Here is a 19183-nt window from a genome sequence, read left to right on the forward strand (position 1 = left end):
ATTATTTTTATTTTTTTCGCTTTGCTTTTGATTTTGCTTTTTCCTGTGCTCTGTTCGCTCCGATTTTTTTCGGAAGTTTTCTAGCGTGTGGACCACCCCAGTTTTCTTTTTTGTTCTTGTCTTTTTTCTCGTGAAATGCACCGCCACCTTCTTCTAACTTGATGACGTTCGCATTTTTCATCACTATTTCATCTTTCTCCGAAGCAATTTTTACAGGATTGGTTTTAACGCCTGTCGGGAATTCTTTGAAGGTAACTTCCTTGTTCATCAAAAGTTCAATATCCAACAATAACGTTTCCTCCAGTTTCGTCACGAATGAAACTGCGATTCCCTCTTTGTCAGCACGGCCGGTTCTACCAATTCTGTGAATATACTGTTCCTGAACTTCAGGGATTTCAAAATTAATAACATGTGTAATGTCTGAAATATCCAGACCTCTTGCCATAATATCGGTCGTAATTAATCCGCGAACTTCTTGTTTTTCGAAACTGCGCATCGCATTCAAACGGTAATTCTGAGATTTATTGGAGTGAATAACATCAAACTCATCGGGGAAAAGCTCTTCAATTTTAGTGTAGAGAAGATCGGCGTGTCTTTTATTATTACAGAAAATTAATACTTTAGAAAAATCTGCATCTTTCTTAAGCAAGTGTTCCAGTAAATTAATTTTGGTATTAAAGTTCTGGACTTTGTACGCAACCTGCTCAATTTTTTCAAGCGGCGTTCCTGATTTTGCCAGAGAGATTTCCATTGGTCCGGAAAAGTACTCATATAATAAAGCATCAACAGCTTCTGTCATGGTTGCAGAAAAAAGAATGTTTTGTCTTTTCTCTTTCATCATCTGGAAGATATGCGTCAGTTGTGCTTTAAAACCAAGATTCAGCATTTCATCAAACTCATCAATGATCAATTTCTGCACTTCTTTCAGGGAAATTGCATTATCAATCGCCAGATCCATTACTCTACCGGGAGTTCCAACTAAAATGTCGCAACCATCGTTAAAAAGAAGTTTTTGCGTTTTGATATTTTTACCACCATAGATCCCAATAACTCTGGCGGTGATATTTTGGGTGAGGTTTTGCACTATTTCTGCAACCTGAACAACCAACTCTCTTGTTGGAACAAGAATTAGAACCGTAGGATTTCCACTTTTATTGTACTTCCAGCTTTTTAAAACCGGCAACAAATACGCCAATGTTTTTCCGGTTCCTGTTTGAGCAATTCCCATGACATCGCGACCAGAAAGGATCGGACCTAAACTTTTCTCCTGGATCGGAGTTGGTTCAAATAAATTTGAATCTGCTAAAACATCGAGAATTTTTTCAGGTAAATCAAAATCGGCAAAAGTGGTTTTTTCCATTTTGCAAAGATAGGTTTTTTGATAAGATTAGAATATGTTGTAATTTGGAAGAATGAAAGGTCTATTTTTTGTCCTTCTTACATCACTTTTTTCCTGCGGGGAAAACGATAAAAAGTTTCTTCACCACAGAATCAAGAGATGAATAAGGAAATTTCTGCAAAAGCTGATAAAAATGATACTGAAAATACTCATTCCTGGTTCAGATACTATCAGGATGAAAACCCGGGCTTTGAAAGGGGGAAATTTGAACTGGGGCAAACATCACCAATTACCTATCAAAAAACTACAGTTATTATTATGAATGAAAAGGGATTTAACGAAATCTATAAACCTTTCCTCGTCTTTAATAAAAGTGGAAACCAGTATCTGGATTTCGACAGTTATCAGTGGGATCTGCTTCCTGATGGAAGTGCCGGATTTGAAGCTGATCAGGCCGTAATCCTTGTTGATTTAAGAAAGAAATCTGCAAAACAAATCGCCTTTTTCGGCCCATCGTTCTGGATTGAAGATGCTTACTGGAAAGGAGACTCTGTCGCAGTTCTACTGGGAAACACATACGAAAAAGTTCCTTTTATACTGGAATACAATTTTGAAAAAAACACAAAGAAGAACTTTACTTATCCGGATATCTTAAAATTTGAAACTCCGTATTCAAAAATAAGATTGCAAAGCAAAGGAATTAAAGCGGAGTAAAAGATGAAGTGCAAACATTAAGACCTCCAGATTGATAATTTGTAGATTTCAGCGTAACTATCTTTTCAATAGTCTTAAAAAAAGAACGATAACCAGAAGGATTGAAAAACTAAAACTGAAGAGGATCAAAACGGGAATTCCTGCTACATTAAAGTCACTTTCCATATTCCAGAGTATAGCGGTGGAAATAATATTCGCGCACAAAACCATGGTTAAGATCAGATTCACAATGCTCGATTTAATGAGCTGATGCGTCTTATCCATATTTTTGATTTCGCTCGTCACCGTAAATTTATTGTCATCTAATTTCTGAAGTAGCGAACGCAACTCTTTCGGGATCTCTTCAATATGATCGGTCAATTCGAGCAATTTCTGAGAGCCGGATTTCATTAATTTTTTGGGTGAAATTTTATTAAAGATGATCTTTTTAGTGAACGGCTGCAGACTTTTTACGATATCTAAATCTGGATTTATACTTCTGCCAACGCCCTCAATTAAACTAATTCCTTTCAAAAGCAGATAGAGATATTCAGGCATATTGATCCGATTGTTCTTTAAAGTATTGGCCATTTTTGCTACGAGTTTCGGAATATCAATATTTTGAAGCGAACCGCTGTGCACAAAATCAAGCACGTCTTCAACATCATTTAGAAAAGCTTTGTCATCTGGAATTTCATAACTCACCGCCATTTTTTTCAGATTCTTTACGATCTTCGGGGCGTTTTTGGAAACAAAAGCCACGATCAACTGTTCCAGAATTTCTTTATCGTTGGGTTGAATCTTTCCGACGGCACCAAAATCAATGAAAACGACTTTACCATCTTTCTTCACCAAAATATTTCCCGCGTGAGGATCAGCGTGGAAAAATCCATAATCTAAAATCTGAGAAACAAAGACCCGCAAACCAACTTCTGAGATTTTTACGGGATCAATACCATGGCTTAAAAGTGCTTCCTTATTGGTGATCTTTATGCCATCAATAAATTCCATGCAAAGAATGTTATTGCTGCAAAACTCTTCGTAGACTTTTGGAACATAAGTTTCTTTATTATTTTTGAAGTTTAAGGCAAACTGCTGAATATTATTTTTTTCGTTGATCAAAGAGATCTCTTCCAGCAAAGATTTTTCGAAGGTCGAGATCGCCTGCTTTAAATCGAGTTTTCCACCAATTTCTGAATAATTCGTAATGACCTTTACCAAATCATGCAGCAACAACAGATCATCCTGAATATTTTCCTGAACGTTTGGTTTTTTGATTTTCAAAATTACTTCCGTACCATCGTTCAAAACGGCTTTATAAACTTGCGCAATTGAAGCCGTTGCCATCGGTTTTTTCTGAATATCCTGAAAATGATCCTTCGGAGAAATATTGAATTCCTGCTCTAAGATTTCTTCTACATTCAGGTCAACTTCTTCCACATTGTCCTGAAGCTTCTGTAATTCTGTAATTAATTCCGGTGGAAGCAGATCTTCGCGACTGGAGAATGTTTGACCTAATTTCACAAAAGTTGGTCCCAATTCTTCCAGAGCCATTCTGATTCTTTCATACACAGAATTCGTTAGAACAACTTCATTTTCGTCAACGGAAGGTTCGTTATTTTTCGCAAGATTCATTCGTGCTAAAATATCTTTGAAACCATATTTACTAAAAATAGAGATCAATTTTGCTGACCGTTTTAATTTCCGTTGCTGCTTATTAAACATAAAATAGTTTTAGAGGGTTTGGCAAAAAGCATTCCCCAATTATCTAAAAAAGGGGAATTTTTATCTGGTAATTTTTATATCGAGAATTCTAAATTATTCCCACTCGATCGTTGCTGGTGGTTTGCTCGAAATATCATAGGCTACGCGGTTAATTCCTTTCACTTCATTAATAATTCTGTTCGAAATCGTATCTAAAAATTCGTACGGAAGTCTGCTCCACGTTGCCGTCATAAAATCGGTCGTATTTGCCGAACGGACTACTGCGGTATATTCGTAGGTTCTTTCATCGCCCATTACGCCAACAGATTTCACGGGAAGTAAAACGACGAATGCCTGAGAAACTTTATCGTATAAATCATTTTTGTAGAGTTCTTCAATAAAAATATCGTCGGCTTCCTGTAGGATTCTGACTTTATCTTCATCAACCTCACCTAAAATTCTGATGCCTAAACCAGGACCTGGAAAAGGATGACGATGTACTAAATGATGTGGAATTCCTAGTTCCTCTCCTACTTTACGAACCTCATCTTTGAAAAGTTCGCGCAAAGGTTCTAATAATTCAAAACCCATTTCTTCCGGCAATCCGCCAACATTGTGGTGAGATTTTATGACAGAAGACGGTCCTTTTACAGACTGGCTTTCAATAACATCTGGATAAATGGTTCCCTGAGCTAAAAATTTAGCGCCTTCAATCTTATGAGATTCTTCATCGAAAACAGCTACAAATTCGTTACCGATGACTTTTCGTTTTTGTTCCGGATCAGAAATTCCTTTTAATTTAGACAGAAACCGTTCGGATGCATCGATCATCTTAATTTTTAAATTAAAATGTTCGCCGTAGTTTTCCATTACTTTGTTGCCTTCGTCTTTTCGTAAAAGTCCGGTATCAACGAAGATGCACTGCAACTGATCGCCGATCGCACGGTGAATTAAAACCGCAGCAACAGAAGAATCTACGCCACCGGAAAGTCCTAAGATCACTTTTTGATCCCCCACTTTTTCTTTAATTCCCGCAATGGTTTCATCGATATAATTGGTCAGTTTCCAGTCTTTTGGAGATTTACAAACGTTGAAGATAAAATTTTCGAGCATTCTAGCGCCTTCGTCAGTATGGGAAACTTCGGGATGGAACTGAACACAATATATTTTTTTGGATTCATTGGAAATCGCTGAAATAACGTCGGTCATTCCATTCACATAAAATCCTTCGGGAACAGTTTCTACTTCATCGAAATGGCTCATCCAAACTGTAGAGAAACGACTAACCCCAGAAAGTACAGCGTTGGATTTTTGGATCTCAAGTTTTGCTTTTCCATATTCGCCTTTGATGCCTTTTGTTACTTTTCCACCCAATAAATGCGTGATCAGCTGCATTCCGTAACAGATGCCTAGAATTGGAATATTTTGTTCGAACAAAGCTTTATCTACAAGATTGGCATTTTCCGTATTTACAGAACTTGGTCCGCCGGAAAGAATAATCCCGGATGGATTTCTGGCTAAAATTTCTTCGAGCGGCGTATTGAAAGGAATGACTTCCGAATAAACGCCATGCTCCCGAATTCGCCTTGCAATAAGCTGATTATACTGGGAACCGAAATCTAAAATAATTATACCGTTATTCATTTTTGTATGTTATAGGTTTGGGATGAAAAGGAGTCTATACTAGCCCCGATTGAAACGGAAATCCTTTTTTGAAAAAAAAGATTGCAGTGGAAAGCGGGAAATAGCTCCTAAAAAAAAAGACGTGAAAAATCACGCCCTTTATTTATTTAAAATTTGCCGATGTCTTCTCTATAAAATCCGTAGTCGAATTTGATACTCAAAGCATCTTCGTACACTTTTTTACGTGCTTCCTCTAAAGTTTCGCCCGTGGCAACTACGCTCAAAACGCGGCCGCCCGTTGTTAAAACTTTATCGCCGAAATATTTTGCACCAGCGAATAAAACCTGGCTGTTTTTTACTTTATCTAAGTTTCTGATGGGAAATCCGGTTTCTATACGGTGTGGATAACCGCCGGAACACATTACGAGACAAACTGCTTTTTCGTTTTTGAATTTTAGTTCGATCTCTTTTCCTTCGATACAGTCCATGATCACGTCGTAGAGCTCATTTTCCATCAAAGCAAGAATCACCTGAGTTTCGGGATCGCCCAGTCTCATATTGTACTCTAAAAGGTAAGTTCCCTCGTTCGTCACCATTAAACCAAAGAAAATAAATCCTTTGAAGTGAATATTGGCAGCGTTTAAACCCTCTAAAGTTGGGGCTAAAATATGATCTTCGAAATCTTTGCAATGCGCATCTGTAAACTCCGGACTTGGCGCTACACTTCCCATTCCACCAGTGTTTGCTCCTTTATCTCCCGTTCCGACTTTTTTATAATCTTTTACAGGAATACAAGGGAATAATTTTTTGCCATTCGCAAAAGCGATAATGGAAGCCTCGAAACCCCGTAAATATTCTTCGATCACCAACTGAATTCCGGCATCACCGTAAATCCTTTCGATCATAAATTTGTGGATCGTAGATTCTGCTTCTGCTAAATCATCGGCGATCACCACTCCTTTTCCACCGGCAAGTCCGCTGGCTTTGATCACGATAGGGAAATTTTGAACTTTTACATAATCCATCGCATCCTGATAAGCGTCGAAAACAACGGCTTTGGCAGTTTTGATATTGTTGGTCTGCATGAATTTTTTAGAGAAAGCTTTGCTGCCTTCCAGTTCTGCAGTTCTTTTTCGGGGACCGAAAATTTTAAGACCGTTATCTTTAAAAACATCTACGATACCTTCTACCAAAGGCGCTTCCGGGCCAACAATAGTAAGATCGATTCTTTCGTTGATCGCAAAATCACGTAAACCTTCTACGCTGTCTTCATATACATTTTGTCCCAATTTTGCGGTGGTTGCGTTGCCTTTTGCAAAGTACATTTTAGAAATTCTGTGATCACCACTTAATTTCAAAGCGATTGCAGATTCTCTGGCGCCGTTTCCTACGATTAATATTTTCATTGTTTTTTTTGCTTATTTAGAATTTTACAAAATTACTGATTTGTAAATGGATTTCAAATTTTGTTGGAAGAAAATTTTCTTAATTAAAGTTAAAACTAAGATGAATTGAACTTCCGGTAATTTAATTAATGAAAAAAGTGACGCATACCGGTGAACATCATTGGAATTCCGTGTTCATTTGCGGCTTCGATACTTTCTTCGTCGCGCATACTTCCGCCGGGTTGAATGATGGCTTTGATACCTTCTTTTGCACAGAAATCTACAACATCACGGAAAGGTAAAAATGCATCTGAAGCTAAAACCAGATCGCCGGAGAATTTTTGTTTGGCTCTTTCTATGGCGTGTTCTGTTGCCCAAATCCTGTTTACCTGTCCGCCGCCGATTCCTAAAGCTTGATATCCGTTGGAAACAACGATTGCGTTTGACTTCACATATTTTACAACACGTTGCGCAAACAATAAAGCTTTTTCCTGTTCTTCGGTTGGTTTGAAAACGGTCACGGTTTCTATTTTTTCTGAAAACTGATTGTCATTATCCTGCACTAAAATCCCACCATCTACTTTCACCCAGGTTTGAGCGTCGGATACAGGATTTTTAATTTTGATAATTCTTAAATTTTTCTTTTTTCTTAAAATTTCTAAGGCATCATCGTCGAAATCCGGAGCCATGACAATTTCTAAGAAGGTTTTATTGAGTTCTTCCGCAGTTGATGCATCTACCTTGAAGTTCATTCCGATAATTCCACCAAAGATGGAAACCGGATCACATTCGAAAGTTTTCTTGTACGTTTCTAAAGCTGAAGTTCCAACTGCAACTCCACAAGGTGTGGAATGTTTCACCGCACAACACGCCATTTCTTCTTTAAATTCGTTAACTACTTTCCAACATAGATCCATATCACGTAGATTGTTGTACGACAATTCTTTTCCACCCAGAATTTCGAAATCTTTCATCGCGCCATTGTCTGTGGTAGAAACATAATAAGCTGCGGTTTGATGAGGATTTTCGCCATATCTTAAGTCTGAAACTTTCTTGTAAGAAGCATTTAAATATTGTGGATATTCATCTTCTAAAAGCATTTTAGAGATCGCTCCGTCATAAGCAGAAGTTAAGTTGAACACTTTTCCGGCGAGTTTTCTTCTTGTTTCTAAAGTCGTGTCGCCAGTTTCAGAAATTTCCTGCTGAACTTTTGCGTAATCTTCAACATCCGTAAGAACGGTTACCGAATTATAATTTTTCGCGCCAGATCGAAGCATGGAAGGTCCGCCAATATCGATGAACTCTACTTTTTCATCTAAAGAAATATCGGAGTTTGCATTTTCGAAAAAAGGATATAAATTGACGATCACCATTTCGATCAAACCGATTCCATGTTCCTGAACGGTTTTCATGTGTTCCTCATTGGTACGAACAGCCAATAAACCGCCATGCACTTTTGGATGCAACGTTTTTACACGTCCATCTAACATTTCCGGGAAATCGGTAACTTCATCAATTTGAATAGGATTTAAACCTGCTCCTTTTAAATGTTTAAATGTTCCGCCTGTAGAAACCAATTCGTAATTATTTGCTTCTAAAAACTTAGCAAAATCTGTGAGTCCGGACTTATCGGAAACGGAGATGAGCGCTCTTTTTTTTGACATTTTCTTTCTTTTTTACTTTTTATTAGATGCCGTTCTTTCACCAACGGTTTTTGTTTTCTAAATTCCGTAGGTTTCACCGACGGTTATTATTGTTGAATTCCTTCGGAATTCGTTTTTTGATATTTATATCTCTTTTCATAGGGCTTCACCCTATGCTTTTGATTGCGCCATTTCATGGCTTGATTACTGGAATTCCGTAGGTTTCACCGACGGTTATTATTGTTGAATTCCTTCGGAATTCGTTTTTTGATATTTATATCTCTTTTCGTAGGGCTTTACCCTGTGCTTTTGATTGCGCCACGTTGTGGCTTGATACTAGAATTCCGTAGGTTTCACCGACGGTTATTATTGTTGAATTCCTTCGGAATTCGTTTTTTGATATTTATATCTCTTTTCATAGGACTTTACCCTGTGCTTTTGATTGCGCCATTTCAGGGCTTTATTACTGGATTTTATTTAGGATGATGTTGATTGCCTGAGGGAAAATTTCAAATTCTGTTTTGTGAATTTTCTGGGCTAATGTTGCTATGGTTTCATCTTCAACTATTGGAAATGATTTTTGTAGAATGATTTCCCCTTCATCAATTCCGGAAGTTACGTAATGAACAGTCGCACCACTCTCTTTCTCTTTTGCTTCTAAAACCGCGTTGTGAACATGACTTCCCCACATTCCTTTTCCACCAAATTTGGGCAATAAAGCAGGATGGATATTGATGATCTTCCCTGAAAATGATTCGCAGAATTCTTTAGACAAAATTGATAGAAATCCTGCAAGAATCATTAAATCGGTATATTCTGGAAGACTATTTTTCAAATCTGTAGAAAAAGATTTTCCTCTTGGAATCAACTGCGTTTTGATATTATGATTCTTTCCACGTTCCAAACCGAAACATTCGCGATCGGCAATAACCATAGAAATCTGTGCGTTGGGAATTTCTCCAATTTTGATGCAGTCGATGATTCTTTGCAAATTGGTTCCGCTTCCCGAAACTAAAACAACAATATTTTTCATTTATACTGACAATTCATAATGAGTAATGAGCAATCTGCTTATCGATATTTTAAAATATTAAATTAAATTTATTTTCTCTGGTCCTTCTGTAATCTCTCCGATCTCGTAAGCGTCATCAACTAGATTCAGCACTTTTTGTGCATGTTTATCGTCGATCACAACTACCATTCCAACTCCCATATTGAAAGTGCCGTACATTTCCATTCTATCAATATTTCCGCGTTTTTCTAATTCGAGCATAACGGAAGGGATTTTAATTTTTGAAGCATCAATAGTCGCACAAAGATTTTCCGGAATAATACGCGGTATATTTTCGATGATTCCACCACCTGTAATATGGGCAATTCCACACAATGCAACTTCTTCTAAGATCTTGTGAATCGGCTGATAATATAATCGTGTTGGTTCGAGCAATGTTTCGTACAAAGGCTTCCCTTCAAATTCTTCGTTAAAATCAGTAAAGATTTTTCTAACCAGGGAAAATCCGTTGGAGTGAAATCCTGAACTTGGAATGGCAATAATTTTACAACCTTTCTTAATTCCAGAACCATCGATGATCTGATCTTTTTCTACAATACCGACGCAAAAACCTGCAACATCATAATCGCCGGGTTTATACATTCCGGGCATTTCAGCAGTTTCGCCACCAATTAATGCGCAGTTGTTGTCTTTACAGGCTTTCACCATTCCCATTACAATTTCTGCAGCGATATCGGAATCCAGTTTTCCACACGCTAAGTAATCAAGGAAAAATAAAGGTTTAGCGCCATGACAAACAATATCATTTGCACACATTGCAAAACAGTCAACACCGATAGAATCGTATTTTTTCGCATCTAAAGCGACTTTCAATTTTGTTCCAACGCCATCAGTTCCACTCACTAAAACGGGATTCTTGTAACCAGCGATCTCGTAAAAAGCTCCAAAACTTCCCAAATTGTTCAGGACATTTGAATTATGCGTTTCTGCAACGGCAGTTTTTATTTTATCGATGGTTTTGTAACCCTCTTCTTTATCAACTCCGGCGGATTTGTAGGTATTGCTCATTTTTTTATTTTTCTGGACTATGACTTTCGGTTAATAAAAAAGCCGACAGTCTTACGGACCGGCGGCTTTTTCTTTATTTTTCAGCGTCGTTTACATTTCCAAATTTTTGGATTACCTTTTTTGGTGAATGTAATTGATGCAGTTTCACTTTGAAAATTTTGTTGTGCAAAAATAATGATTTTTAAGGTGACTCTAAAATTATAAACCATAATTTTTCCACAATTTTAGCAATAGAAATTCATTGACGTTAAATTTTTCCAATAACATGTTGCGGAATTCTCTATTTTTGCGACAAATAATAAAATATGGCTTCCGGATTTTTTATGATCTTAGATGATATTGCAGCATTGATGGACGATGTAGCAGTTGCATCGAAAGTAGCAACCAAACAGACCGCGGGAATTTTGGGCGATGATCTGGCTGTAAATGCCGAAAAAGCCACAGGTTTTCTTTCTTCCAGGGAAATTCCGGTGCTTTGGTCGATTACGAAAGGTTCGTTTATCAACAAATTAATTATTATTCCGATCGCTTTTTTGTTACAGTTTATCTTTCCGCCGGCTATTAAAATTATTTTGATTCTTGGTGGACTTTATCTGGCGTATGAAGGTGTAGAAAAGATCATCGAATATTTCTTTCATAAAAAAGATGCACATGCAGAAATCATCGAAGAGATCAAAGATGACGCAGAAGCTGAAAAAATTAAGGTGAAATCTGCAATCACAACGGATTTTATCTTGTCCTTAGAAATTGTGATCATCGCTTTAGGTTCTGTTCTTGAAAAAAGCTTGCCTATTCAGATCATAACCGTTACGATCGTTGCGATTATAGCAACCGTAGGTGTTTACGGAATTGTAGCACTGATCGTGAGAATGGATGATGCCGGTTATAAACTGATCAAGAAATCAAACGATAAAGGATTCTTGAAAATGCTTGGAACAGTCTTGGTAAAGTCTCTACCGATCATTATTAAAGCACTATCAATCATTGGAACTCTTGCTTTATTGCTGGTTTCAGGCGGAATTTTTGATCATAATATTGAAGTGATCCATCACTTCTTACCAACATTTCCTGAAATGCCAAAGCAGTTTATTTACGGGATCATTGCAGGATTGATAATGGTTGCGATAGTTTTAGGTGGAAAAAAAGTATGGAGCTTAGTAAAAAAATAAAATTTTAGAATCATAGAGAAAACGGGTCGCATTAACTGCAACCCTTTTTTTTTTGGATAATTTTATAGTCGTAAGGATAACTTTGTAATTATAGAAAAAACTGAAGAATTTAAACGCGGAGAACGCGAAGTTACTATTCTTATTACTTTGAATAATTAAGGACGCAAAGGCTTTTCACTTAGCAAAGATTCAGTTTCTTCTGCTCGTAATTTTCGACAAAAAAATTGATGTTACATTTTTGGTAGATCCATTGGAACTTCCATTATTAATATTTCGGAATCTTCTGTTGCTTCTAAAGTGAAAGCTTCCGTTTCCCATATTCCGAAGCCATCTCTGGTTTCTAAATGTTGATCACCTACTTTTGCGGAACCTTTCAAAACAAATGAATAAACGCCATTTTTCGGATCGTGTAATTGATATTCTTTTGCATTGCCTTTTTCGAATTTTGCTAAATTAAACCAGGCGTTTTGATGAATCCAAACTCCTTCATCATCTGGATTTGGAGAAAGGATCTGTTGAAAATCATTTAACTTTTCACCTTCTTTAATACTGATTTGATCGTAACGAGGATCAACATTCAATTTATTTGGAATGATCCAGATCTGAAGAAACTTTACGACCTCCTCTTTATTTTTATTGTATTCGCTGTGTTTTACTCCGGTTCCAGCACTCATTATCTGAATTTCCCCTTTCTTGATGACGGACGTTGTTCCCATGGAATCTTTGTGTTCTAAATCACCTTCCAGTGGAATAGAAATAATTTCCATATCGCGGTGCGGATGAGTTCCGAAACCCATTCCGGAGGCGACCTGATCATCATTCAAAACGCGCAAAACACCGAAATGCATTCTCTCAGGATTGTGATAATTTCCAAAACTAAAAGTGTGATGAGATTTTAACCAACCGTGATCTGCGAAACCTCTGGAATCTGATTTGTGAATAAATGTTTTCATATCTTTTGTTATTATTTAAGTCTTTAATTATTAAACAAAAGTAGGGCGTTACCGATTGAAAAACATTGATTTAAGATAAGAAGTGAACTACTGAAATTTAGAAATGAAATCATTAAAACAAACGAAAAAGTCCAGTAAAATACCGAACTTTTTCTAACACAAACAACTAAAAAACAATTATATAATATGAAGTTTTTTAAATTCCTCAATAATTAATATCCGAAAATTTCTTTCAGATTTAATTTTTTATAATCTCCGAGCTTTTTCAAATCGGCTTCGGTCAGATTCTTTTCTGAACCTACCACCGAATAAGTATAAGATTTACCGGAAATATTCTTTTTGTAGAAATCATTCAGCTGGCTAAATTCGAGAGTTCCGGCTTGATTATAAATATCCTCACGAATATCTTTGTTCGTTCCAAGATCACGTGCTGCCATGTAATCGAAGATGATATCATCCTGCATAATTCTTTCGTTCTCGATATCTTTTTTAGTTTGAATTTTCGCTAGGGAAAGATTCTCCGGGAATTTTGGCAAGTCTGTTAATAATTCATTCATCGCTTTCGTCGCATCGGTAAACTTATCAGACTGCGAACCGACATAAGCCGTCACAAAATAATGATCGTCTTTTTTACGTGGACTTACATAAAGTGCGTAAGTACTGTAAGCCAAAGCTTTACTCTCACGAATAGTCTGATTCACAATCGTTCCCATTCCACCTCCAAAATAATTATTGAAAACAGTGATCAACGGTTGATTTTTCGCATCATAAACTCCTGCATTTCTTGTCCACTGCGTTTCTGCCTGAACCATATCATAATCAGCAAACAAAACCTGTGGTTTTTCAGTCATGATCTGAGTGAAAACTTTTGGAGTTGGTGGCGTTGCAAACTTTTTCGGGATTGCATGAAGATTCTTTAATTTTGAAGTTAAAGCATTCAAACTTTCCGGACCATAATAAATGATCGTCTGATCATAGCTATTCAATTTTTTAATGGTCTCTAACAATTCTTTCGCTGTCACTTTATTCAAAGCTTCATCAGAATAATTATAATTAAATTTATTGTCTTTTCCGTAAGATGAGTAGCTTATTAATCCCTGAAGAATCGCGCCTTTGTTATTCTTCATATCCGTTCTGGATTTCGTTAACCTGGCTTTTAATGCGGTAAGAGCTTCTTCATTTGGAACTGCATTTACGACAAGATCTTCATACAACTTTACTGCTTTATCGAAATTTTCCTGCAAACCTTCAATGGTCACCATGGTAAAATCTTCGGCCGTACCAATACTGAAACTGCTTGCGATCTCATAAAATTCTTTCGAAATATCTTCCGACGATTTTTTATCTGTTCCTAAAAACTGTAAATATTTCGCCGCAAGTTCCTGTTTAAGATCGTTATTCTTTCCGATTTTATAACGGTAACGAAGTCTGTATAACTGATTGTCTTTATTCTGAACATAAAGTACTTCTGCTCCACCAATTTTCGCTCGCTGAATATCTTTATCATAATTCAAAAAGACGGGTTTAACTTCTTTCGAAGGCATTTCGTCGATCATTTTTACAAAACCACTTTGCTTATCGGCATTTGTTTCTACTGGTGTGATCACTGGTTTTACAATTTTTGCGGTTTCCGGAGATTCTCCTTTTCGCTTGTAAACTGCCACGTAATTATCGGCAAAATATTTATTTGCAAAATTTACGACCTGTTGCTTGGTGATTTTAGATAAAGCATCCGTTGCTGCAACCTGGGTTTGCCAATCTAATTCATCAGTAAAAGCCTCCATCAAAATATCTGCACGTTCGCCATAACGCTCACTCTGCATAATTTCAGCCTTCTTTCTGTTATTGATAATTGAAGTCAACAATTCCTGATCGAATTTACCCGACTTTAAAAGTTCCATTTGCTGGAAGATTAAAGTTTTCACTTCCTCTAAAGTTTGTCCGGAAGTTGGTGCGGCTGAAACAGTGAAAACTCCGTAGTCAATCAACGGTAAAACGCTAACTGAAGCCCACAATAATTTCTGTTTTTTAACCAGATTCAGATCTAGTAAACCAGCTTTACCGTTGCTTAAAATATCACCAACCAATTCTGCGATCAAAATATCTTTACTCTTATTGTTTGGCAAACGGTAACCGATCATTACTTTCTCTGCATTTGGACCAACAACTTCTTTGATAATTGGTTTTGTGATCGGAGTTTCCTGAACAAATTTATAAGGCGTAATTTCTTTATTCTTTAAATATGAAAAATCCTGATCAATTTTTTTAATGACTTCATCCGGATTAAAATCTCCCGAAAGAATTAATCCCATATTATTGGGCACGTAATAATTGTTATAATATTTACGGATTTCTACTAAGGAAGGATTCTTTAAATCTTCAACCGTTCCAATTGTGGTTTGTTTTCCGTAATTATGATTGACAAAAAGGTTTGCCAGTAAAGTTTCGAAAGCCTGAGCGCCGTCATTGTCTAAGTTTCTGTTTTTCTCTTCGTAAACTGCTTCCAGTTCCGTATGGAAAATTCGTAAAACCGGATTTCTGAAACGTTCTGCCTGAACCGCTAAATACTTATCCAGAGAATTCGTAGGAATATCATCAGTGTAAACTGTTTCTTCAAAACTGGTGAAGGCATTCGTTCCCTGCGCTCCCATAGAACTCATCATTTTATCGTATTCATTCGCAATCGAATATTTCGACGCTACGCCAGAAATAGAATCAATTTGATGATAAACGGCTGTTCTTTTCGCTTCATCTTTTGTTTTATTAAAGACTTCGTAGAGCGCATCGATCTTATCGAGTTCCGGTTTTTCTTTCGCATAATCCAGGGATCCGAATTTATCGGTTCCTTTGAACATCATGTGTTCGAGGTAATGCGCTAAACCTGTGTTCGTGGAAGGATCAGTTTTACTTCCGGCTTTTACTGCGATGAACGCCTGAACTCTTGGCTCTTTTGGGGTTGGACTTAAGATCACCGTCAAACCGTTTTTCAAAGTATAAAAACGTGCCTGCATCGGATCATTTGTGACATATTTGTAAGTGTAACCATTTGCGGTTTCCGTTTTCCAAACATGTTCCTGCGCGTTACTGAGAACCGAAGTTCCCAGTGCACACAGTAGAATAAATAAACTCTTACTTCTTTTCATTTAACTTTTTATTTATTTTTATTTTTAATTTCTTTATTAAATTTCTGTGGTAACTAAAATGAAAATTCTTAAAGCAAAGACGCAAAGTCTTTTACTTTTACTGTAAACATTGTGGCTATTTAAGGGCGCAAAGGCGTTCACTTAGCCAATGCTTTAGAGTAAATTTCTTAAAATCTACCACGGAAAATTTCTATTTCTTATTCTTTTTAAAATAATCTAAACCACATTCGAGGAAGTCTTTGAAATCTTGTTTTGGCATGTAGCCTGAAACAGGATTGTTAATAATTTGTCCGTCCGGCGTTACTAAAACATAATGCGGTTGGGAATTGTTATTAAAGTTGACTTGCTGGAACATGCTCCACTTGTCACCGATGGTTTTAATTTTCTTCATTTTGCCGGCGCCCATATCGATTGTTTTTTGCTGATCTGCGGGCAAAGCTTCTTTATCATCAACGTACAAGGACGCAAGAATAAATTCATTTTGAAGCGTTGGTAAAATATCGGGTTCGTTCCAGACAAACTCTTCCATCTTACGGCAGTTTTCACAACCATAACCGGTGAAGTCGATCAAAATTGGTTTGTTTTCTTTCTTGGCTAATTCCAAGGCGGTGAAGAAATCATGTTCGGGATGCATTCCATAAATCCCGTCTGATTCTTTGTGGAAATAACTCACATTTACGGGAGGCAAAATCCCTGATAGTAATTGAAGTCGCGGTCTTTCAGAAGGAATTAAACCCTGAATTAAATAGACGATAAACGCCAATCCTAAAACTCCGAAACCTTTTCTTGTCCAGGAAATTTTCGCTTTCTTATCATCATGCGGAAATTTAATAATTCCGAATAAATACAGAACTAAACCGATTGTAATAACGATCCATAAAGCAATGAACAATTCTCTTTTCAGTAAGAATGTTTTGGTTACGAGATCTGCTTTGGAAAGGAATTTTAAAGCCAATCCCAGTTCGATGAAACCTAAAACAACTTTCACGGTATTCATCCAGCCACCAGATTTTGGTAAACTTTGTAAAGCTTGTGGAAACAATGCGAGAAGTCCGAAAACGATCGCCCAGGCAAAACCAAATCCGGCTAAAGCGAAAGTCAATAACATGGGAACATTTGCAGAACCTGTTACGGCGCTTCCGAGTAAACTTCCTAAAATTGGACCTGTACAAGAAAAGGACACGATGACTAAAGTTAAAGCCATAAAAAAGATACCGATCATTCCGCCTGCTTCTTCTGCTTTGGAAGATTTGTTGGCGATGGAACTCGGCAAAGTAATCTCGTAATAGCCGAAGAAACTTCCGGCAAAAAATATAAAAATGATGAAGAACGCAACGTTCAGCCAAACTGAAGTCGAGATCTCATTAAATATATTTCCCGCAATTCCATCGATAATATGGAAAGGAATACTTAGCAAAACGAAGATCAAGAGAATAAAAAATCCGTAGATAAATGCATCTCTTTTTCCTTTTGATTTGTCCTTATTTCCTTTTGTAAAAAAAGAAACGGTTAAGGGGATCATTGGAAAAACGCAGGGCGTCAATAACGCGATTAATCCACCAATAAATCCGAGTAAAAGATAAGACCAGTAATTCTCGGACGGTGTTTCTGCCGCAATTCCGCAATCTGTTAAAGGATTTTGTAAATCGATGGTCGCCACTTTTAACTGGTCGCCTTGATCTGAAGCGGACGATTGCACGTCGGTTTTTGCCTCCTCTAAAACTTTTCCGTTTTCGATTGATTTTTCGAAACTTAAAGTGTTTGGCGCTAAACAAATTTTATCGTCGCATGTTTGGTAGTAAATTTCAGCTTCTACTTTGGCTAATTTCGAAGGATCTTTAACCTTAAATTTTTGTTTAAAGTCAGCTTTTTCAGAGTAATAAATAATTCGTGCTTTAAAAGCTTTCGAATATTCATCGTGCTTCTCGCCTACTTCTACAACATCTCCGATCATCTCAACATCTTCACCAGAAACCTTGATTTCAGTGGGAATACCGGAGTTTGGAGGAAGATCTTTGGAATAAATATGCCAGTTTTGATCGATCGTCGTATGAAAAACGGCTTCGAAAACATTATCGCCCAACGCATTGATCTTAAAATCAACTTTTACGGGATCTTTAACCTGAGCGGTAAAAAAGAGACTGAAAAGTCCTATAAATAGGAAAAAAAACTTTTTCATAAAGTGGAGGAACTTATTTTAAAAAAACTGCTGGCGAAGAACCGGTATAAAAAATTTGATATGAAGGAAACCAGATCTGTAAACTACCAGCAGTTTTAATATATTTATTTTATAAATTTAGAAAGCGTTCTGTCTAAATCGAACTCACGAAGTTCATAGTTTGAGGCTACGATCTTTCCATTTGCATCAATTAGATAACTAGCAGGAATTCCTGTAATTCCATAATTCACAACTTGAGGACTTCGGAATTCACCATCGATCTTTACGTTAGGCCAGATTGTTTTCTCATCATCCATTGCTTTCAACCAGGCAGGATCTTTCGCATCTAAAGAAACCGAAAAAATCTCTAAACCTTTACCATGATATTTAGCGTAGGCTTTTTTCAAATTTGGGATCTCACCACGACAAGGTCCACACCAGCTTGCCCAAAATTCTAAAATGGTGTATTTGTTTTTCGCTACCAGATCAGATAATTTGATGTCGTTACCATTTCTGTCTTTTCCGATGATGTCTTTGTAAGTGCTGCCAACAGTTACAGTTTTGGCGTTATCTTCCATCGTCTTAAACTCATTCATCATTTTTTCGTAGTATGTGATGTAATCGCTTTTGCCAATTTCTTTTTTATACTTATCTAATCTCGTAAGAATTTTTTCTGCGGTATAATCTTTATCGCTGATCATAGTCGATGCGATCGCTTTTGCCATGGGTGGATTGTCATCTGCCACGACTTTTTTCAGATAATCATTTTTAATTTTATAAACCTGATCACCCACTTTATTTACGATTTTACGCGCTTCTTCCACTTTCGGTTCATCGGTCATATCTAAATTGGTGAACTGCTCTTTTGAAATTTTTCTGCGTTCGATATTTAATTTGGCATAATTAGGATCGCTTTCGTAACCGTAAACGATTTTTTGAATTTCCCCACCTTTGATATCGGTATTCATATCGGTGTCTTTTACATTGATGGCGATGTCGTCATTTTCTAAAATAAAGGGAATATACAAGTGCGCTTTCTCATTGCTAACACCTGCTGGAGAAGCTTCTGTAGCTTTTCCTGTGAAAGTAAATTTACCCTCTTTATCCGCTTTAACTCCCATCAGTTTATCACCTTTGTAATCTAAAAGATAAAGTGAGTCTACTTTTGTTTCTACAGGTAATTGTACCGTTACCTTATACTCAGATTTCTCTTTAGAGCAAGATATTGACGTGGCGGCAAATGCCATGGAAAGGATCACACTTCCTATTAATTTTTTCATACTTCTTCTTTAA

13 protein-coding genes are annotated in these 19183 nt (G+C 36.9%); 2 read left to right on the forward strand and 11 right to left on the reverse strand.

What is annotated here, in order from left to right; genetic code table 11:
• Window positions 1-7: 7 nt before the first annotated feature.
• Window positions 8-1360: a DEAD/DEAH box helicase gene (locus tag ACZ9HT_RS12700; RefSeq protein WP_476040860.1), complete on the reverse strand. Its 1353-nt coding sequence runs from the start codon at window positions 1358-1360 to the stop codon at window positions 8-10.
• A 138-nt stretch (window positions 1361-1498) separates the two neighbouring features.
• Between ACZ9HT_RS12700 and ACZ9HT_RS12705 the strand changes: the two genes are divergently transcribed.
• Entirely contained in the window at window positions 1499-2053 is a 555-nt protein-coding gene (locus tag ACZ9HT_RS12705; protein WP_476040861.1) for a hypothetical protein, read from the forward strand.
• A 57-nt stretch (window positions 2054-2110) separates the two neighbouring features.
• Here the strand turns inward: ACZ9HT_RS12705 and ACZ9HT_RS12710 are convergent, their stop codons facing one another.
• From ACZ9HT_RS12710 to purM, 6 genes are all read right to left on the reverse strand, one after another.
• The gene (locus ACZ9HT_RS12710; RefSeq protein WP_476040862.1) at window positions 2111-3757 is read right to left on the reverse strand and encodes an AarF/UbiB family protein; all 1647 of its coding nucleotides are present in this window, start codon (window positions 3755-3757) and stop codon (window positions 2111-2113) included.
• A 93-nt stretch (window positions 3758-3850) separates the two neighbouring features.
• Entirely contained in the window at window positions 3851-5380 is a 1530-nt protein-coding gene (gene guaA / locus ACZ9HT_RS12715; RefSeq protein ID WP_476040863.1) for a glutamine-hydrolyzing GMP synthase, read from the reverse strand.
• 146 nt (window positions 5381-5526) lie between these two features.
• On the reverse strand, window positions 5527-6765 hold the full coding sequence (purD, locus tag ACZ9HT_RS12720; RefSeq protein ID WP_476040864.1) for a phosphoribosylamine--glycine ligase: 1239 nt from the start codon (window positions 6763-6765) through the stop codon (window positions 5527-5529).
• 125 nt (window positions 6766-6890) lie between these two features.
• The gene (purH, locus tag ACZ9HT_RS12725) at window positions 6891-8408 is read right to left on the reverse strand and encodes a bifunctional phosphoribosylaminoimidazolecarboxamide formyltransferase/IMP cyclohydrolase (RefSeq protein WP_476040865.1); all 1518 of its coding nucleotides are present in this window, start codon (window positions 8406-8408) and stop codon (window positions 6891-6893) included.
• Between the two features lie 442 nt (window positions 8409-8850).
• Window positions 8851-9420 carry a phosphoribosylglycinamide formyltransferase gene (gene purN / locus ACZ9HT_RS12730; protein ID WP_476040866.1) on the reverse strand — a complete coding sequence of 190 codons (570 nt, stop codon included), beginning with the start codon at window positions 9418-9420 and terminating at the stop codon, window positions 8851-8853.
• Window positions 9421-9477: 57 nt separating this feature from the next.
• Entirely contained in the window at window positions 9478-10467 is a 990-nt protein-coding gene (gene purM, locus ACZ9HT_RS12735; protein WP_476040867.1) for a phosphoribosylformylglycinamidine cyclo-ligase, read from the reverse strand.
• 305 nt (window positions 10468-10772) lie between these two features.
• Here purM and ACZ9HT_RS12740 point away from each other — a divergent pair, with 305 nt between their 5' ends.
• On the forward strand, window positions 10773-11636 hold the full coding sequence (locus ACZ9HT_RS12740; protein WP_476040868.1) for a DUF808 family protein: 864 nt from the start codon (window positions 10773-10775) through the stop codon (window positions 11634-11636).
• Window positions 11637-11866: 230 nt separating this feature from the next.
• Here the strand turns inward: ACZ9HT_RS12740 and ACZ9HT_RS12745 are convergent, their stop codons facing one another.
• From ACZ9HT_RS12745 to ACZ9HT_RS12760, 4 genes are all read right to left on the reverse strand, one after another.
• Entirely contained in the window at window positions 11867-12589 is a 723-nt protein-coding gene (locus ACZ9HT_RS12745; protein ID WP_476040869.1) for a pirin family protein, read from the reverse strand.
• A 212-nt stretch (window positions 12590-12801) separates the two neighbouring features.
• Entirely contained in the window at window positions 12802-15732 is a 2931-nt protein-coding gene (locus ACZ9HT_RS12750; RefSeq protein WP_476040870.1) for a M16 family metallopeptidase, read from the reverse strand.
• 190 nt (window positions 15733-15922) lie between these two features.
• Window positions 15923-17911 (reverse strand): protein-disulfide reductase DsbD family protein, encoded by a 1989-nt coding sequence (locus ACZ9HT_RS12755; RefSeq protein ID WP_476040871.1) that lies wholly within the window; start codon window positions 17909-17911, stop codon window positions 15923-15925.
• Between the two features lie 104 nt (window positions 17912-18015).
• The gene (locus ACZ9HT_RS12760) at window positions 18016-19170 is read right to left on the reverse strand and encodes a redoxin domain-containing protein (RefSeq protein WP_476040872.1); all 1155 of its coding nucleotides are present in this window, start codon (window positions 19168-19170) and stop codon (window positions 18016-18018) included.
• Window positions 19171-19183: the final 13 nt, after the last annotated feature.

It is taken from the genome of Chryseobacterium sp. UYP7, assembly GCF_056279225.1.